General features: G+C 71.1%; 15 protein-coding genes. 9 read left to right on the forward strand and 6 right to left on the reverse strand.

The features are described from left to right. Positions 1-29: 29 nt before the first annotated feature. Positions 30-2,801 carry an AAA family ATPase gene (locus tag ACFUK0_RS03855; protein ID WP_380246413.1) on the reverse strand — a complete coding sequence of 924 codons (2,772 nt, stop codon included), beginning with the start codon at positions 2,799-2,801 and terminating at the stop codon, positions 30-32. A gap of 773 nt (positions 2,802-3,574) precedes the next feature. Between ACFUK0_RS03855 and ACFUK0_RS03860 the strand changes: the two genes are divergently transcribed. The 6 genes from ACFUK0_RS03860 (at position 3,575) to ACFUK0_RS03885 (ending at position 9,484) form a co-directional block, all read left to right on the forward strand. After that, entirely contained in the window at positions 3,575-4,423 is an 849-nt protein-coding gene (locus ACFUK0_RS03860) for an alpha/beta fold hydrolase (protein WP_380246414.1), read from the forward strand. Between the two features lie 100 nt (positions 4,424-4,523). Continuing rightward, entirely contained in the window at positions 4,524-5,966 is a 1,443-nt protein-coding gene (locus ACFUK0_RS03865) for a dihydrolipoyl dehydrogenase family protein (protein WP_380246415.1), read from the forward strand. Between the two features lie 145 nt (positions 5,967-6,111). Continuing rightward, entirely contained in the window at positions 6,112-6,948 is an 837-nt protein-coding gene (locus ACFUK0_RS03870; RefSeq protein ID WP_380246416.1) for an alpha/beta fold hydrolase, read from the forward strand. A 534-nt stretch (positions 6,949-7,482) separates the two neighbouring features. Continuing rightward, complete coding sequence (locus ACFUK0_RS03875; RefSeq protein ID WP_380246417.1) at positions 7,483-8,418, forward strand: SDR family NAD(P)-dependent oxidoreductase; 936 nt, start codon at positions 7,483-7,485, stop codon at positions 8,416-8,418. A 74-nt stretch (positions 8,419-8,492) separates the two neighbouring features. After that, on the forward strand, positions 8,493-9,203 hold the full coding sequence (locus ACFUK0_RS03880; RefSeq protein WP_380246418.1) for an alpha/beta hydrolase: 711 nt from the start codon (positions 8,493-8,495) through the stop codon (positions 9,201-9,203). An 89-nt stretch (positions 9,204-9,292) separates the two neighbouring features. Continuing rightward, positions 9,293-9,484, forward strand: coding sequence for a helix-turn-helix domain-containing protein (locus ACFUK0_RS03885; RefSeq protein WP_380246419.1), 192 nt, complete (start codon positions 9,293-9,295; stop codon positions 9,482-9,484). Between the two features lie 482 nt (positions 9,485-9,966). On the opposite strand, the gene ACFUK0_RS03890 is transcribed toward ACFUK0_RS03885, so the two are convergent. Continuing rightward, positions 9,967-10,143, reverse strand: coding sequence for a hypothetical protein (locus ACFUK0_RS03890; protein ID WP_380246420.1), 177 nt, complete (start codon positions 10,141-10,143; stop codon positions 9,967-9,969). A 393-nt stretch (positions 10,144-10,536) separates the two neighbouring features. Here ACFUK0_RS03890 and ACFUK0_RS03895 point away from each other — a divergent pair, with 393 nt between their 5' ends. Continuing rightward, positions 10,537-10,818, forward strand: coding sequence for an Imm7 family immunity protein (locus tag ACFUK0_RS03895; RefSeq protein WP_380246421.1), 282 nt, complete (start codon positions 10,537-10,539; stop codon positions 10,816-10,818). Here ACFUK0_RS03895 and ACFUK0_RS03900 read toward each other — a convergent pair. The 4 genes from ACFUK0_RS03900 to ACFUK0_RS03915 all read right to left on the reverse strand — a co-directional run bounded on the left by ACFUK0_RS03900 (position 10,803) and on the right by ACFUK0_RS03915 (position 13,882). Further along, complete coding sequence (locus ACFUK0_RS03900; RefSeq protein ID WP_380246422.1) at positions 10,803-11,048, reverse strand: hypothetical protein; 246 nt, start codon at positions 11,046-11,048, stop codon at positions 10,803-10,805. The genes ACFUK0_RS03895 and ACFUK0_RS03900 overlap by 16 nt on opposite strands. Before the next feature lie 83 nt (positions 11,049-11,131). Continuing rightward, positions 11,132-11,848 carry a hypothetical protein gene (locus ACFUK0_RS03905; RefSeq protein WP_380246445.1) on the reverse strand — a complete coding sequence of 239 codons (717 nt, stop codon included), beginning with the start codon at positions 11,846-11,848 and terminating at the stop codon, positions 11,132-11,134. A gap of 263 nt (positions 11,849-12,111) precedes the next feature. Continuing rightward, positions 12,112-12,639, reverse strand: coding sequence for an SMI1/KNR4 family protein (locus ACFUK0_RS03910; protein WP_380246423.1), 528 nt, complete (start codon positions 12,637-12,639; stop codon positions 12,112-12,114). Positions 12,640-13,390: 751 nt separating this feature from the next. Next, on the reverse strand, positions 13,391-13,882 hold the full coding sequence (locus ACFUK0_RS03915; protein ID WP_380246446.1) for a nucleotidyltransferase domain-containing protein: 492 nt from the start codon (positions 13,880-13,882) through the stop codon (positions 13,391-13,393). Positions 13,883-14,375: 493 nt separating this feature from the next. On the opposite strand from ACFUK0_RS03915, the gene ACFUK0_RS03920 reads away from it, so the two are divergent. Together ACFUK0_RS03920 and ACFUK0_RS03925 are read left to right on the forward strand one after the other, a co-directional pair. Further along, the gene (locus tag ACFUK0_RS03920) at positions 14,376-15,968 is read left to right on the forward strand and encodes a hypothetical protein (RefSeq protein WP_380246424.1); all 1,593 of its coding nucleotides are present in this window, start codon (positions 14,376-14,378) and stop codon (positions 15,966-15,968) included. Then, entirely contained in the window at positions 15,965-16,618 is a 654-nt protein-coding gene (locus ACFUK0_RS03925; protein WP_380246425.1) for an HAD family hydrolase, read from the forward strand. The genes ACFUK0_RS03920 and ACFUK0_RS03925 overlap by 4 nt, the downstream gene beginning before the upstream one ends. Positions 16,619-16,707 lie beyond the last annotated feature (89 nt).

Raw genomic sequence — 16,707 nt, forward strand, 5'->3', positions numbered from 1 at the left:
GGTTCGGTTCACGGCCTCGCAGGTCCGTCCTACGACCGCACGGCGTCGTCGTCCGGGATTGCGGCCAGTGCGTCACGCAGGGCGGCGCGCGAGGTGACGCCCAGCTTGGGGAACGCCCGGTACAGGTGCGAGCTGACGGTGCGCGGGGACAGGTGTGTCTGCTCCCCGATCTCCTTGTTGGTCAGACCGCGTGCCGCCAGGTCTGCGATGCGATGTTCCTGCCAGGTGAGCGGTCCCGGGTTCGTCGAGGAGTGCTGGGCGGGTACCCCGCAGGCGCGCAGTTCGGCGTGGGCCCGTTCGGCCCAGATGTGGGCGCCGAGTTGCTCGAAGGCTTCAGCGGCTTGGTCCAGCAGTGGCCGGGCGGCCTTGGGGCCCTTGCTGTGGCGCAGCCGGCCGCCGTGCGCCAGGCGGATGCGGGCCCGCTCGAAGGGGAAGTCCGCAGCCGCCGGGTGGGTGTCGGCCCGCTGGAACATCGCTTCCGCTTCGTCGTCGTCCTCCGCCGTCATCGAGAGCACCCCGAAGGTGGTCAGGGCGAGGCGGGGAGAGATGTCCGGCAGGGCTGCGGCCTGTGCTGCCAGGGCGTGTTCGCGTGCCTGTCGGGTTCGGCCGGTGCGCAGGGCGGCTTCGACGAGGTCGAGGGCGATACGCGGGGCCTGGTGTGCGCCGGGGGTGAAGCCGCCGGGCCGGGTGATCGCGGTGGCGCAGAGGTAGGCCGCTTCGTACTTTCCCTCGATCAGGGCGGCGGTCATCGCCACGACGTCGACGATCTGGGTGAGGAACCCGATCCTGCGGGGGCGGGCCCAGCGGTCGACGACGCCCTGCAGGTCCCTCGCCCGGTCCAGGTCCCCGCGCAGGACGGCGAGGTGGGCCAGGTGGGCCAGGCTCTGGTGGGCGAACAGGGCGTGGCCGTGAGCTGTCGTCAGTTCCAGGACACGATGTCCGGTCTGTTCGGCGGCCTCCCAGGCGCCCGAGGCCATCTGGTCCAGCATGATCAGGTGCAGCATGGTCATGCCGTTGACCACGGCTCCGGTCAGCAGTTCACGTTCCACGCTGCGGACGAGATGGGTGCGGTAGTGGCTCAGGGTGTCGATGTGGTAGGCGGCGGCGCCCAGTCGGGTGATGTCCCACGGGTCCAGGTTCGGAAACGCGGCGTATGCCGCTGCCAGGCGCTCGTGCACTCCGCGGCCCCGGTCCGCCACGTCGCTCCAGGCGTCTTGGTAGATACGTGACTTCGCCGGGACGAGGTGGCCCAGGGAGTCGAGCAGCTGGTGGGTCCGCTGCCAGGAGTCGCCGTCGCCGGCGTACTGGCTGATGGCCAGCAGGAGGTTCACGAGTCTGGTGAGTTCCTCCTCCGGCTCTGCCTCGGCGCCGTCGCGGATCCTCTCGATGGCCGCGGCCACCCGCCGGTGTGAGGACCGCACGTCCCCGTCCTCGTAGAACGCCGCGTAGGCAGTGACCCGGACAGAGGCTGCCGACTGGGTCCCGCCCGGTGCGCGATCGGTGTCCAGCAGGCGCTGGGCCCGGCCGAGGAGCCCGGTGTGGCCGGCCACGAACGCGGCGCTCGCCAGCCGTCGGGACCGGTCCTCGCGGGTCTCGCTCAGCTCCGCCGCGCGGGTCAGCCAGTTCACGGCGGCGGCGGCGCCGCCGCGCCGGGTGGCCGAGGCCGCGGCCTCCTCCAGGGCTGCGGCGACGCCCTCGTCCGGGTCGACCGTGGCGGCCGCCAGATGGGTGGCCCGGCGTTCGATGTTGTCGCGGTGGATCTGTGCCAGGGTCCCGTGGGCCGACCGGCGCGCGTTCGGGGCGGCGGAACGCACGACGCTCGAACGCACCAGGGGGTGACGGAACACGTACTCCCCGCTGCCCGGATCCAGGACCAGCAGTCCAGCCGCCACTGCCTGGTCGGCGTCCCGCATGCGGTAGCGCGCGGCCCCCGCCGGAGCGGTCAGCGTTCCGGCGTTGACTCCGTCCAGCGCGCCGAGCAGGAGTTCGGTGCGCAGGGCCGGTTCGAGGGTGGCGATGCGCGCCCCGTAGACCTGCTGGAACCGGTCGGGAAGCGGGACCAGGCCGTCCCCGGGCAGCTCGCCGGCAACGGGTACGGCGACGTTCGCACTGAGGTGGGCCGGGAGTTCCATCAGGGCCAGCGGGTTGCCCTGCGCCTCGTCCAGGACCCGGCCCCGGATCTGCGGGTTCAGCTGCGGATGACGCAGGTCCAGCAGACGCGTCGCGGCGGACCAGGACAGCGGCGGCACCGCGCGGGTGGGAAACGCCGCTGACTGGAAGCCCGAGAGTCCTTCGGGACGCATGGCGATGAGCAGTTTGACGGTGCTGCCGGCCAGGCGGCGGCCCACGAACCCGCAGACCGCGGTGCTGGCCGTGTCGAACCACTGGCTGTCGTCGATGACCAGCAGCAGGGGTGACTGCGCGGCTGCGAGCGTGATCAGGTCCAGGACCGCGGTACCCAGTGTCATGACCGACGGGGCGTCCGCCTGGCTTCTCCCGAAGACGACCTCGAAGGCGACCTTGCGCACCTCGTCCAGGTCGTCGACGTGGGCGAGCAGTGGATAGAGCAGCTGATGCAGGCCGGCGAAGGGCAGCTCCGACTCGGCTTCGACACCGGCCGCCCGCACGACCTGGTACCCCGCGCCCGCTGCCTGCTCGGCGGTGTGTTTCAGCAACTCGCTCTTTCCCACGCCGGTCTCGCCCGTGAGCAGGAGGGTCTGCCCCTGGGGTGAGTTGACGAACGAGGACAGAATCGCTTCTTCGGCTTCCCGGCCCACGATGGCCGACTCGAAGGACTCCACAGCCCTGCTCCCTTCCCCGGACGGGCCGGGCTGCGGCCCGTGCCCTTGGATACGTCGACCACCTGTGGCGGGGAACCTGGTGCAGGGGTGTCTCCCCCGTGCCCGCCCGCTCTCGGCGGGGATCCCGTGCCGCCGCAGCGCTTGCGGGGGTTGCCCGGTGCACGGTCGCGGTTCCCAGGTGACCGGTCGGGTCGGTTGTGGGAGGCGGACCGCCTGTGAGGCACAACGTTCCTCCGGGCGCCGCACCAGGACCAGGCAGTTGGCAGGCGGTTGCCAGGCGACTCGGAGGCGGTTCTGCGCCGGCTCCCGATCTCGACGGCTCACGTACTCCGAGTGCGCGACAGCGCACTCCGCGCCGCCCACTCTCAGCCGTGCGCAGTCCGGACACATCCGTCAGTTGACGGTCGGCCCGACCGGCACCGCTGTGGCGCTGCGAAGTCCTGCCTCCTGCGGCAGCCGTTGCGGCCATCCCCGCGAAGCCCGGGGCGACCCGCGTCCTCGGCAGGCGGCAGCCCCCGCCGCTGCGCCGGCCCTGTGCTGCGGACAGCGCCGGATGGCTCAGGCGCATCGCGTGACGTAGGGAGCCGGTGCGGCACGGCGTACGGCGGTTGACCGTCATGTGACGGATCCCTGTCCGTGGGCCGTGCCAGGAGGGTGGAGCCCGTCAAGCCCCTCGGCGTTGTCCGCACGACAGCGGTGCGCCCGTGCAGCGCACGGCACGAGGCGGCACTCACCCGCACACTTCGCTCGTTCACCCGGAAGGGACAACTCCCATGGCAGACGGCAAGAGCAGACTCAAGCACTGGCTTCCGATGGCAATCGTGTCGGCGGTCTCGGCGGGCCTCGTCCTGGGCTCGGTCGCCCTCGGCGGCCCGGCGGACGCCAGCACCTCGTCGGTGGCCGGCACGCGGGGCAATCCGACGATCGTCCTGGAACACGGTGCGTTCGCCGACGGCTCCAGTTGGAGCGGCGTCATCACCCGGCTGCGCGCGGCCGGCTATCCGGTCGTCGCCCCCGCCGACCCACTGCGCGGGCCGGCCGCCGACGCCGCCGTGCTGCGCAGCGTTCTGGACAACATCAAGGGGCCCAAGGTCCTGGTGGGGCACTCCTACGGAGGTTCCGTCATCAGCGCGGCCGGAGCGAACGACCCGCAGGTCAAGGCACTGGTCTACGTGGCCGCGTTCCTGCCCGCCCCGGGCGAGACGGCGCTGGAACTGACCGGCAAGTTTTCCGGATCCACGCTCCCGGACGCCCTGAACCCGGTCACCTACTCACTGCCCGACGGCACCGGCACCACCGACCTCTACATCCAGACGGACAAGTTCCGTCACCAGTTCGCCGCCGACGTGCCCGCCGCCCAGGCGGCCCTGATGGCTGCCACCCAGCGGCCCATCGCCCAGAGCGCGCTGCAGGAGAAGGCCACCACCGCCGCCTGGCAGGAGAAGCCGAGCTGGGACGTCGTCACCACCCAGGACCTCAACATCCCCGCGGCCGCACAGCTCTTCATGGCGCGCCGCGCCCACTCCCACATCACCGAGGTGGCCGCCTCGCACTCCGTCGCGGTCTCCCACCCGGCCCTGGTCGCCCAGGTCATCGAGAAGGCCGCCAACGCCACCCGCTGACCCCCGAAGCACCCGAGGGGGCGGCCGCTCCCCCAGCTGCCCCCTCGGGACCATCACCTCCCCGATCCGCCCGCCCGTACCGCCCACCCCCGGAGGACCCATGACGGTCGACTTCACCCACTCCCCCGACGTCGTCGTCATCGGCGCCGGACCTGTCGGCGAGAACGTCGCCGCCCGCACCACGGCCGCGGGCCTGAAGACCGTCATCGTGGAAAGCGCACTGGTCGGCGGCGCCTGCTCCTACTGGGCGTGTGAACCCAGCAAGGCTCTGCTGCGGCCCGTGCTGCTCCGAGCCGACGCCTCCCACGTCCCCGGCCTCGATCCCTCGGTCGCCGGGCCCCTGGACACGGCGGCGGTGCTGGCGCACCGGGATCGCATGTCCGCGCACTGGAACGACGAGGGCCAGGTGGCGTGGCTGGAGTCCGCCGGCATCGAGCTGATCCGCGGTCACGGCCGCCTGCAGGGCCCGCGGCGGGTCGCCGTCACCACGCCGGACGGCGAGGTACTGCTCCTGCGTGCCCGGCACGCCGTGGTCCTGTGCACCGGCACCCGAGCAGCGTTCCCGAGCCTGCCGGGACTGGAAGGCCTGCGGCCCTGGAGCAGCCAGGAGGCCACCACCGCACAGCGGATACCCGAACGGCTGGCCATCGTCGGCGCCGGCGTGGTGGCGGTCGAGATGGCCACCGCCTACCAGGCACTGGGCTCCCAGGTCACCCTGCTCGCCCGCGGCAGCGGGCTGCTGGCTCGACTGGAGCCCTTCGCCGGGGAGCTGGTCACCGACCGGCTGCGCGCCGCCGGTGCGGATGTACGGCTGGACACCGCCGTCGCCGGTGCGGCGCGGACGGGCGGACCGGACGGGGAGGTCGTCCTCACGCTCACCGACGGCAGCCGGACCAGCGCCGACGAGGTGCTGTTCGCGACCGGGCGGGCGCCGGCGACGGAGGATCTCGGACTGCACACCGTGGGCCTGCGGCCCGGGCACTGGATCGCCACGGACGACCGTCTGGCCGTCACCGGCGTCGCGGGCAACTGGCTCTATGCCGTGGGCGATGTCAACCACCGCGCCCTGTTCACCCATCAGGGCAAGTACCAGGCCCGGATCGCCGGCTCGGTGATCGCCGCACGGGCGCAGGGCGCCGAGGTGGACACCGCACCCTGGAGCCGGCACAGCGCGACCTCGGACTCCGAAGCCGTACCCCAGGTCGTCTTCACCGATCCGGAGATCGCCGCCGTCGGCCTGACCCACGCCCAGGCCGTCCGCGCGGGCCGCCGGGTCGATGTCGTCGACTACGAGATCGGCCAACTCGCCGGAGCCCTGCAGTACCGCCCGGACTACGCGGGCAGGGCCCGCATCCTCATCGACCCCGCCCGCCGCACCGTCGTCGGAGCGACGTTCGCCGGCCCCGGCGTCGCCGAACTCCTGCACTCCGCGACGGTCGCCATCACCGGCGAAATCACCGTCGACCTGCTGTGGCACGCCGTCCCGCCGTTCCCGACGATCAGCGAAGTGTGGCTGCGGCTGCTCGAAACCTACCTGGTCTGACCACATCAGCACCTACCCGGAGCCGACCCCGGCCGCGGCCCCCGTCCGGCCCCGCTGCCGCGCACCCCCGCGCCCGCCGCTCCTCAGCAGCTCGCCCCGCGCCCTCCCGGCACCGTCCGGGACCCATCGAAGACAAGGAACAGTCATGCCGTTCATCACCGTCGGCCAGGAGAACTCCACCGACATCGACCTGTACTACGAGGACCACGGCACCGGGCAGCCGGTCGTGCTCATCCACGGCTACCCGCTCAGCGGCCGCTCCTGGGAGAAGCAGACCGCAGCGCTGCTCGACGCCGGCTACCGCGTCATCACCTACGACCGCCGCGGCTTCGGCCAGTCCGACCAGCCCGCCACCGGCTACGACTACGACACCTTCGCCGCCGACCTGCACACGGTCCTGAAGACCCTGGACCTCAACGACGCCGTCCTGGTCGGCTTCTCCATGGGCACCGGCGAGGCCGCCCGCTACCTGGCGACCTACGGCGCCGCCCGCGTCGAGCGCGTGGCGTTCCTGGCCTCCCTGGAGCCCTGGCTGCTGCAGAACGACGAGAACCCGGGCGGCGCGGCACCGGCCGAGTTCTTCCTGGGCGTCTCGCAGGCGGCACAGGCCGACCGCTACGCCTACTACACCGCGTTCTTCCAGGACTTCTACAACCTGGACGACTACCTCGGCACCCGGATCAGCGAGGAGGCCCTGCGCAACAGCTGGAACACCGCCGCCGGCGGCGGGGCCCGCGCGGCCGCCGCCGCCCCGCTGACCTGGTCCACCGACTTCCGCGCCGACATCGCGAAGATCGACGTACCGGCCCTCATCCTGCACGGCACAGCCGACCGCATCCTGCCCCTGGACGCCACCGCCAGGCCGTTCCACAAGGCGCTGCCGCACGCCGCCTACGTCGAGATCGAAGGCGGCCCGCACGGCCTGCTGTGGACCCACGCCGAGGAGGTGAACCAGGCCCTGCTGGCCTTCCTCGCGGGCTGAGCAGGCCCCGACAGCACCGCCTGCCGCAGGAGAAGGCGGCCGTCCCGGCCCGGGTGCGCGGCCCCGCAGGTCCGCACCCGGGCCGCCGACCGCCCACCGCCGACCGCCGCGGACGACGAACCGGCGGCCGTTTCCTCGGCTTCGCCGTGCAGTGCACGAGCAGTGTGTTCGCTCTCCGCAGCCGGCACCGCGATGGACATGTGCGCCCTGCGGCGTCGACGCCCGGGGGTCGCGGCACTCCTCCGGGCCTGTCGGCATCGCACTCAAGGCGTCCGCCACCTGACGACGGGCCGTCCACCGGCGCCGTCGCGCGACAACGACACTCGTAGGCAGCGGCAACATCAGCGGCAAGGTCAGCGGCAACGTCCGGGACACTCGGACACCATCGGACGGTCACACATGTGACCATTGAATCCCTTGCCAGGTATGAACATGTTGTAAGGTCGGCCCAGTCGTCCCGGCGGGAACACCCACAGGCGGCGAGGTCCTGGCCGGTCCAGGCCACCATCCCTCTTCTGGAAGCAGGACACAGCCATGTCCCCAACCATCACACCGTTCGGAGCGCGGACCACTGCCGCGGAGGTGCTCGAAGGGGTCGATCTGGGCGGGCGCCGGATCGTCGTCACCGGTGGGTCCTCCGGACTTGGTGCCGAGACGGTGCGCGCGCTGGCCGCGGCGGGGGCGCAGGTGACCGTCGCCACCCGCGACCCCGCTGCCGCCCGGTCGCTGACCGCGGAGTTCCCCGGGGTGCGGGCCGTCGCCCTCGACCTGGCCGACCTGGCCTCCGTCCGCACCTTCTGCGAAGCCTGGCGCGGCCCCCTGGACGGCCTGGTCGCCAACGCCGGCGTGATGATGCTGCCGACCCGCCAGGTGAACGCGCAGGGCTGGGAGTTGCAGCTCGCCACCAACTATCTCGGCCACTTCGCGCTGGCGCTCGGACTGCGCACTGCTCTGCAGAAGGCCGAGTGCCCGCGCGTGGTCGCGGTCAGCTCCGGAGCCCAGCTCCGGGCAGGATTCGACTTCGAGGACCCGCAGTTCGAACGGCACCCCTACGACCCGTTCGTCGCCTACGCCCGGTCGAAGACCGCGAGCGTGTTGCTCGCTGTCGGGATCAGCCGTCAGTGGGCCGAGGACGGCATCAGCGCCAACGCCTGCGCGCCGGGGTGGATCCACACGAACCTGACACGGCACCTCGACGCCGCGACCATGCAGGCGCTCGGGGCCATGGACGCGGAGGGCAATCTGCTCACCCCCGACCACTACAAGACCCCCGCCGAGGGCGCGGCCACCACGGTACTGCTGGCCGCCTCACCCCTCCTGGACGGCGTGACCGGGTGCTACTTCGAGGACAACCAGCAGGCGGAGGTCGTCGACGGCGGCCCCGAGGTGATGGCGGGAGTGGCGCGATGGTCGGTCGACCCTGCCGCCGCCGATCGACTGTGGGCCTCGGCCCTGCCCGTTGTGAGCTGAAACCGGCGAGGCGGCCGTGCGCCTCCGTACGGCTGCCGCTTCCCTACGACCGCAGAGAGCAACGAAGGACTGAGATGAACGACAGAAGGAAAACCCCCGAGTTCCTGCTGGTGCACGGGGCCTGGCATCGGTCGTGGTGCTGGCGCGCGATCCAGGACATCCTCACCGACCGGGGCTGGACCAGCCACACCGTCGACCTGCCGAGCGTCGTGGCCGAAGGGTCCACCGGAAGGCTGCCCGGCCTCCTGGACGATGCCCGGGTGATCCGCGAGAAGATCGATGCCGTCCGGGCCCCCCTGGTCGTCGTCGGGCACTCGTACGGGGGCGCACCGGTCACCGAGGCGAGTGCGGGAGCCGCCAACGTGTCGCACCTCGTGTACGTATCCGCCTTCGCGCTGGAGGTCGGCGAGAGCCTGATGACCTGCTTCGGCGGCGAACAGCCGGACTTGGCGACGGTGGAGGGGGTGATCCCGGTCCGGGAGAACCCGGCGGCGACGCTCTACAACGACGTGCCCGAGGGCCCGAGGGAAGCCGCTCTGGCGCGACTGCTTCCGCAGAGCGCGCTCTCCTTCGCCGAGCCGGTGCGACGGGCCGCCTGGAAGACCGTTCCCAGCAGCTACGTCGTCTGCGACGAGGACCAGAGCCTCCCCCCGTCCTACCAGGAGCCGTTCGCCGAACGGACCGGTGCCACCTATCACCTGGCCAGCGGCCACACACCGATGCTCTCCATGCCCGAAGAGCTGGTCGATCTCCTCGAACAGATCGCCCGGGGCACCACCGCCTAGGACGACCGCTCTGCACGCTGGAAGGCTTCTCCGACTACCCGGACAGTACGATGATCGACCAGCCGGACGGCTGATCAGGGGGTGGCGCAGTGCAGCAGGCGACCTTCGGCACCCTGCTGCGCGAGGCGCGTGAGCGCGCCCGGCTCACGCTCGAAGGGCTCGCCGCCGCATCCGGAGTCAGTGTGCGCGCGATCGGCGACATGGAGCGCGGACGCAGACGCAGATGTACAGGCAGGCCGCTCCCCGGTCGCCGCAGTGGGGGGAATGGCCGGGGTGGGTAAGACCGGCCTGGCCGTCCACTCGGCCCACCAGGTCGCAAAGCGGTTCCCGGACGACCAGCTGTACGTGAACCTGCGGGGCCTCAACCCTCGGCCGGCTCACTGGAGCCCGGCGAGGCACTGGGCGGATTCCTCACCGCACTCGGCGTTCCCGGCTCGTCGATCCCCCCGGGGATCGACGAGCGCAGCGGCCTGTTCCGTGCCCAGCTCGCCGACCGCCGGATGATCGTGGTCCTCCGAAGGGGCCACACAAGCCCCGGGATCCGTGACACCGTAGCGTCCCCCCGGCGGGACGGGACGAGTGAAGTACCTGTCGGCGCGCACGGCCTGGCCGTCGGTGGCGCCGGCCGCGAGAGTGGTCAGCAGCGCCCCGCTCGACTTGCACGGTAGCGACTTTGCCGCCGCCGAGCTCGGGCGGCGGCGGGGCGTGCCCCCGGACTCTCCGGTGCAGACCGTCAGTCGGCCTGTTCCCGACGGGGCCGGAATCAGATGGCGCTCCGGTAGCCGGTCCGGTGGTCCAGAAGTCGGTTGAACAGGTGGTGCTTCTCCTCAGTGATCAGGCGGGCCTGGTGCAGCAGCGGACCCTTGCGTCGCGGCGGGTGGTGGGCCGCGATGCTCTGATCCAGTGGGCGGCAGAACAGGCGTTCGTACGGGCCTGCCAACTACCGGTGCTGGCTTGGGCGATGAGGTGGGTGAGGAGGCCTACGTCCGAGCGCGACGGTCAGGGGGAAGACGAGCTGGCTGGTGAGGTTGTCGTCCAGGGCCCAGGCAGAGACGGGCGGCTTCCAGGTACTCGTGGTACTCCTGGGCTGACGCGCCGGTCACCGGGGAAGGGAACGGTGGGTTGGGCAGCACCCGCCCGAGGAGGGTGTCGAGGCTGTCGAGCGGCTGCCGCAGAGTCCCGGCGTCCATTGTGGTCCTCCCCCGTTGATCCGGCTTCTGGGAAGCGGCCGGTGTCGCTCCGACTGCCCATTTCGTAGCAGGTGAACGATCTGGGGAATCAGCTGAGCGGAAATCGGCTGGGCCGTGGGCGGGCGGGTCAGCAGGCTGCGGCCATGTTCGGGTACCACGGCTGGATCAGCGTTCAGGAGAGTGCCACGGCCGACGATGACGACTACGACGACCGCCGTCTGCGGGGGATCGTCGAGTGCATCGAGCGGCGCATCCGGGAGATGGACAGCCCTTACCTGGTTGACCTGCGGTGGATGAACGGGCAGGCGTTCATCCACTTCGGCGGGGTTCCAGCCAGGCCCATTGCCGATCCGTCATACCCCCAGCGCCACAGCATGATCATCGCCAGTCGAGATCCACTTCGCCACCATCACTCGCTGACCTGAGTGTGCGCCGGTCCCGAGTCGTAGCGGTCGAGAAACGCGTTCTCCGAAAGGCCGAGCGCATGCAGCTTCGAGAACACCTCCGTACCCGCGCCTACCGCCTCGTCGCCGTCGGAGATCCGGTACGCCTGCACCATGTCCAGGACTTCGAGGTCGCCCTCCCCCGCATACTCGGCCGACTCCCGCTCCGCCAGTTCGATGGCCTCGTCGAGGGAACGTGCCCGGAACAGCACGACACGCTCCTCATAGGGACGGTTTTCCCAGGTCAGCCATCTGTAGAAGGTTCTTGCGCTGTACCACGCCTTCGGCTCTTGCCTCACCGGCCGGCCCCTCTCGACGAAGTCGGACCAGTCTCAGCGATCTTGACCGGCCCTCCACGGGTTTGCGGAGTCGGATCGGCGCCCCACGACGTTGACGGGACGGCTGGGGCCGCGAGGTCGAGGACGCGAGCGAGAGCGGCCGTGACAGGGGTGGACCGGTCGGACAGGTTCTTGGACACCCAGTCGGCTGCCAGCTCGAAGAAGCCGGCAAGGTCACGCTCCACTCCGACGAGAAGGTGGCGGAGCTCGGTGACGGACAGCTCGATCACCGGGCTGTCGCGCTGCTCGGCGTCGACGGTCAGCCGGACGGTCCGGCCGAAGCGCTCGGCGCACGGGTCGGGATCATGGCCGAAGGACGTGTAGCCGCTGCCGTCGACAACCTGGTGCCAGTCGCGCCATTCCTCCAGCCCGTTGCAGCAGCCGGGCAGGAAGGTAGTGCCTGTCGAGCTGTCCGTGACCCGTAGGCCGCCGGCCGCGTAGAGAGTCTCGAGGGTCAGCAGTCCATGCAGGAAGGAGTCGAGCGGATCAGCCGGCCGCGGCGGGCGGTCACCGTCCGGGTCAACGTCGTTGCAGGCGATGATGCGCATCACTGCTGCCCCGACCTCGGCGGGTGAGAGCTCGCCGCTGAGAGGCAGGAAGCCGAACGGCTCGATCTCAGCGACAGGCCAGAAGGCAAAGCCATCGGGGGTGCACATCTCCAGGACAGCTTGCATCACGATCACCTGGCGAAGTGTTCCATCTCCCGCCCGTATCGCCTTCCGATTTCCTTGCGCCCGTCTCTGCCGAGCTTGATCCGGCGAGCGAGTTGAGCGCGCCCTTGAGCGAGTTGAGCGCCCTTGGTTGCATCTCGCTGGGCACGACCGAGTAGGCCAACGCCCTACAGTCAGACCTCAGTCAGACGTCAGCGAGACGGGTGTGCGCCACGTCTTGGCCGTTCGCCACCGGAGTCCGACTGCAAAGCGCTTGTGAACCGGGTTCAGCCGCAAAGTTCCGCGATGGTGTCCTCGAAGTCGGGGAACTCCTGGACGGCCAACTCGATCACCGTGGCGGCCGACCGGTTCCGCCCCGGCGCGAACCTTTCCGCGACAGACCTCAGCTCCAGGTCGGGGCGCGGGGCGCGCCGGCGCTCGTGCGGGTCGGCTGCCTCACAGGGTCCGAGGCCGTCGGCCAGCAGCCACAGGAAGTCGCCCAGGTCGCGTGCGACGACTCCAGTCTCCCCTTCGGATCCGAGGAAGACGACCGGTTGCTCGGTGAGTTCCTGGGCCGGGCGGATCAGCCAGAGCGCCGCGTACCCGCCCGTGCCGTCCTGGCCGAAGATGCGGAAGCGGTCGCCGTCCAGGTCCTTGTTGCCGGTCCAGGCCCGGAACCAGTCGGTGGTCTCCTCGGCGGACAAGAAGACGGGGAAGGGCTCGAAGTCGATGCCTTCACCGTCGTCGTAGTCGAACGGGGCCGACATCGCGGCGGCGAGTGCGGGAGGGAACTGTCGATCATCGCTGGGCGTCACAGGCACAGGTTATCGACCGGTCAAAGTCACCTGGCAGTCGGTCGGGATCACTTGGCAGAAGGCAGTGGCCGACCGATCGGGCCGGATGTCCCAGCACTGTCCTGACCCGGGCCCGAAGCAGTCCCGCCAGGAGACCGGTCCGGGACCGTCCCAGCAAAGGATTGAAACCGGGCATGCTGGGACAGTGGGCCTTCACCAGCTTCGAACGTGCTGGTCGGAGCCTCTGGCGTGGCGTTCGGCCGGGGTGCTCGTGCTGGTGACGGACGGCTGCCCGGGGTCTTGATCGTGGTTGATCATCCCGTCGCGCCGGCGCCGCAGGGAGACACTGGGACGCCGTTGCCGCCGGGCAGGCCGAGGAGCCGCTTGTCGTGCCGCAGCATCGCCGGCATGAGCACTGCATGAGCACTCCTATCCGGCCCGTGGGCAGGGACCGGAAGGAGGAGCGGTTCGCCTTCAGGTGGGAACGCAGCAGGTCGGCGAGGTAGACCACGGTGCGTGGAAAGGTTCAGCTTGCACTGGCCGACACGGGAGACACCCTCGGCGGGCGCGTTGTTCTTGATCGCATACTCTCAACGGCCCTCGGGGGCAGCACAGTTACACCTCATCCGCCTGCGGGGGCGCGGTGACAGGCACGTGGTGAAGCGGCTCTCGGGCAGCTTGCGCAGCCGGCCCCGCCCGGCGAGCTTGGACAGCTGCGACAGCTGTGACAGCTGCGACAGCCTGCCGCGTAGCGGTTCCAGCCTGCCCAGGGTCAGAAGTGGGTGGCGATGCCGAAGGCCTGTCGGAGCTGCGCCATGTCGTGACGGTCGCGATCCGCCGGTTCGTAGCCCTGGTGGAAGTAGACCTGCTGATCGGCCGACAGGCAGGGGACGGTGGTCCCCTGGATCGTTCCCGTGACAAAGCACGAGGCGGGATAGGTGAATGGGTGCCCGGCGTCGGTCGAGGCTTGGACTGCGGACCCGTCGGCAGCGAAGAGCAGCGGGTGCAGGTCGGTCTCCCGACCACGAGGGTCGGTGACCACGAACCGCACCGGCCGCCAGTCCAGGGTCTCGCCGAAGCCGACCTGCGAGAGGGCCGCGACCACCGCCGGCTCCTGGTCGCTTCGGTGCATCAGGTCCAGATCGCGGTGCCGGCGGGTCTGCTCACCGACGAGGGCGTCGATGCCCCAGCCACCACCAATCCAGATGTCCACCTCTGCCTGCTGCAGCACGGCAAGGATGTCCAGTACGTCGTCTGCTGTCATCACTCGCGGACGCTAACGCTGATCGCCTGGGTAGGCGAGCGGTTTACTGCCGTGACAGAGCTGCTCCGGCCGGCCCCGTCAGACGATCAGGACATCAGGCCCCCACCCACGACCTGCACAAGCACCTCGGAAGCCCGCCACGCCACCGCCCCCGACCAGCGCGTTCGAAGATGGCGAAGCTTCAGTGACACCGCAGCCGCAGTTCCCGGGACGGCCCTGGCCCGGACCGGGCCGCTCGGGTGGGTGAGCAGGCCGACCAGCAGTGGCCGAGCTGCCGATTTGCCGGTCCGCCTGCTGTGCGGTTCGGGGCTATGAGCAGGTTCTTGCCATGGGTGAATCTTGATTCGGCCGGTGTCCGGGCGCGATAGTCGGACTGATCGATTCCGGGGCACCGGTGTCGTCCGTCGGGGGTGTCTCGTCGGTTGGGGGGCTGGGCGAGGGAGTCGCGCGGCGCCGGGGTGGGTCACCGCAAGGTGGCAGTGGGGGAACAAGCATGTTCGGAACCGTCGACGTGTTCGGGCAGGCACCGGAGGCGTCGGAGCGGATACTGCACGGCCGGCTGCTGCCGGCCGGTCTGCAGGCCGAAGCCACGAACGCGCTCGACCAGGCAGCGGCATTCGCCGTCCGGACGCAGGACGACGACGGGGCCTGGCGGGTGCCGACCCGGCCGCGGATCCTGGACACCGCGGTGGCGGCCTACAGCCTGGCCGGGGTCGAAGGAGCCGAGGAGGCACGGGAGCGCGCCGTGCACTGGCTCGCCACCGCGACCGCACAGACGCACGACCCGCTGGTCGAGGCCACGGACCGCTGGCTGCTGGAGCTGACCACCGCTCCGAGAGTGCCGGCGTTGCCCACCCTGGCCGTGCAGGAGGGGCCGCACCAGCGGCGGGCCCTGTATCTGCACGCCATCGCCTGCGCCGCCGGCGCCCCCGGAGCCGACCCCGGCCTGCTGCTGGAGCACGCCCGGGCCGCGCTGGGCGGCGACCGCGGAGCCCGCATCAAGCCCTGGCAGCGCACCCTGCTGCTCGCCTTCGAGGCCATCGCCCACCACTCGCTGGGCAGGGCCGCAGTCCCGGGCATCCCGGACGACCTCGGGCGCGGCCAGTCGGTGGACGGCTCGTACTACGGCATGCCGATGGTCACCGCGATGCTGCACCTCGCGCTGACCCGGATCGCCCCCGACCACCCCGCCACCGAACGCTGCCGCCGGAGCCTGCTGGCCGACCAGCACGACGACGGAACCTGGCGGTTCATGATCAGCGAGATATGGGACACCGGACTGATGGTCCGGAGCCTGCGCGGGTACCCCGGCTTCGAGCAGGCCGCGCTCGCCCCGGCCCTCGACTTCCTCGTCGCAGCCCAGCGCGAGGACGGCGGCTGGGCCTGCGCCCACGCCCTCGACTCCGACAACGACACCACCGGCAGCAACCTCCTCGCCCTGGCGGGCACCACGTGGGCCGACCGCGTCCGGATCCGCGCGACGGACTACGCCCGCCGGCACCAGACACCGAAGGGCCTGTGGAACACCTGGCTCTCCAGCGACGACACTCCGGTCGCCGATGTCGTCGCCCACATGGTCGCCGGCATCGAGGCAACCGGCTTGCCGGGGATCGATCTCGGCCCGGCCCGCCGCTGGCTGGCCGGCCTCGCTGTCACGGGCGGCTGGGAGTCCAACTGGTACATCCCACCGGCCTACGGCCCGGCCGAGATCGGACCGGCCGTCAGCGACCGGCCCGACTCGCCGGCCCGCAGCCGCGCAGCCGGGCCTGGCCTCGCGGCCGCGCAGCGCCCGGACGGGGGCTGGCCCCGTATCCCGGGCGAGCCGTACTCCAGCCCCGCCGCCACCGGCCTGGCCCTGACCGCCTACTGCGCCGGTCACCTCGACCTGTCCGAGGCAGCCCTGCAACGGGCGGTGCGTTTCCTCGTCGACACCCGGACCGCCGAGGGGACCTGGGACGACCGGCCGATCATGTACGGACCCCGTCCCTTCCTCACCGTCACCACCACCCACGTCCACGCCCTGGCCGCCCGCGGGCTGCGCGACCTCCTCCTACCCGCCCACCACCACGCCGGAGTCATCCGATGAACGCGCCCCTGCCGCAGTCCGCTGCCGAAATGCGCACCCCCGAGAGTGAACTGCTCGCCCGACTCGCCCCGCAGGCGGCGGTCTTCGACTTCGACGGCACCCTGGTCGACACCCGCACCGTCAACACCGACGCCGCCCACGCCAGCCTCACCGACCTCGGGCTCGCCGTCCCCGAACAGTGGCTGCAGCAGGCCCCGCTCGCGGATCTGACGGCCCTGCGCGAACGCCTGCACACCGACCTCGGCCTGCACCTGCCCTGCACGGACGGCGAGTTCGTGGACCGCACCCGAGCCCACTGGCTCACCCTCAGCGACCGGGTCCGGCCGATAGCGCGCGTGGCAGCTCTCGCCCGCAAGCTGGCTCAGGCCGTACCCGTGGCGGTGGCCTCCGCCAACGACGGCCGGGTGGTGCGCGCAGGCCTCGCCGCGGTCGGCCTGGACCGACTGTTCGACGTCGTCATCGCCCGTGAACACGTCTCCCGCCTCAAGCCCGCCCCCGACGCCTACCTGCTGGCCGCCGCCAAGCTGGACGTCGCCCCGGGCCGGTGCGTGGCCTTCGAGAACACCACCGAAGGCCTTGACGCGGCCCGCGCCGCCGGCATCCCCGTGATCGACATCCGCGACAGCATCTGGACCGTGCAGAGACCCTGAGTCCCTCGAAGTATCAGTGGTCCCGCCAGGACAGCGACGTGTGCCGGCAGCACCCGAGTCACCGTCATCCGTGCACCCCTCGGGACCGA

The organism is Kitasatospora sp. NPDC057223 (genome assembly GCF_042669755.1).
Taxonomy (GTDB): Bacteria; Actinomycetota; Actinomycetes; order Streptomycetales; family Streptomycetaceae; genus Kitasatospora.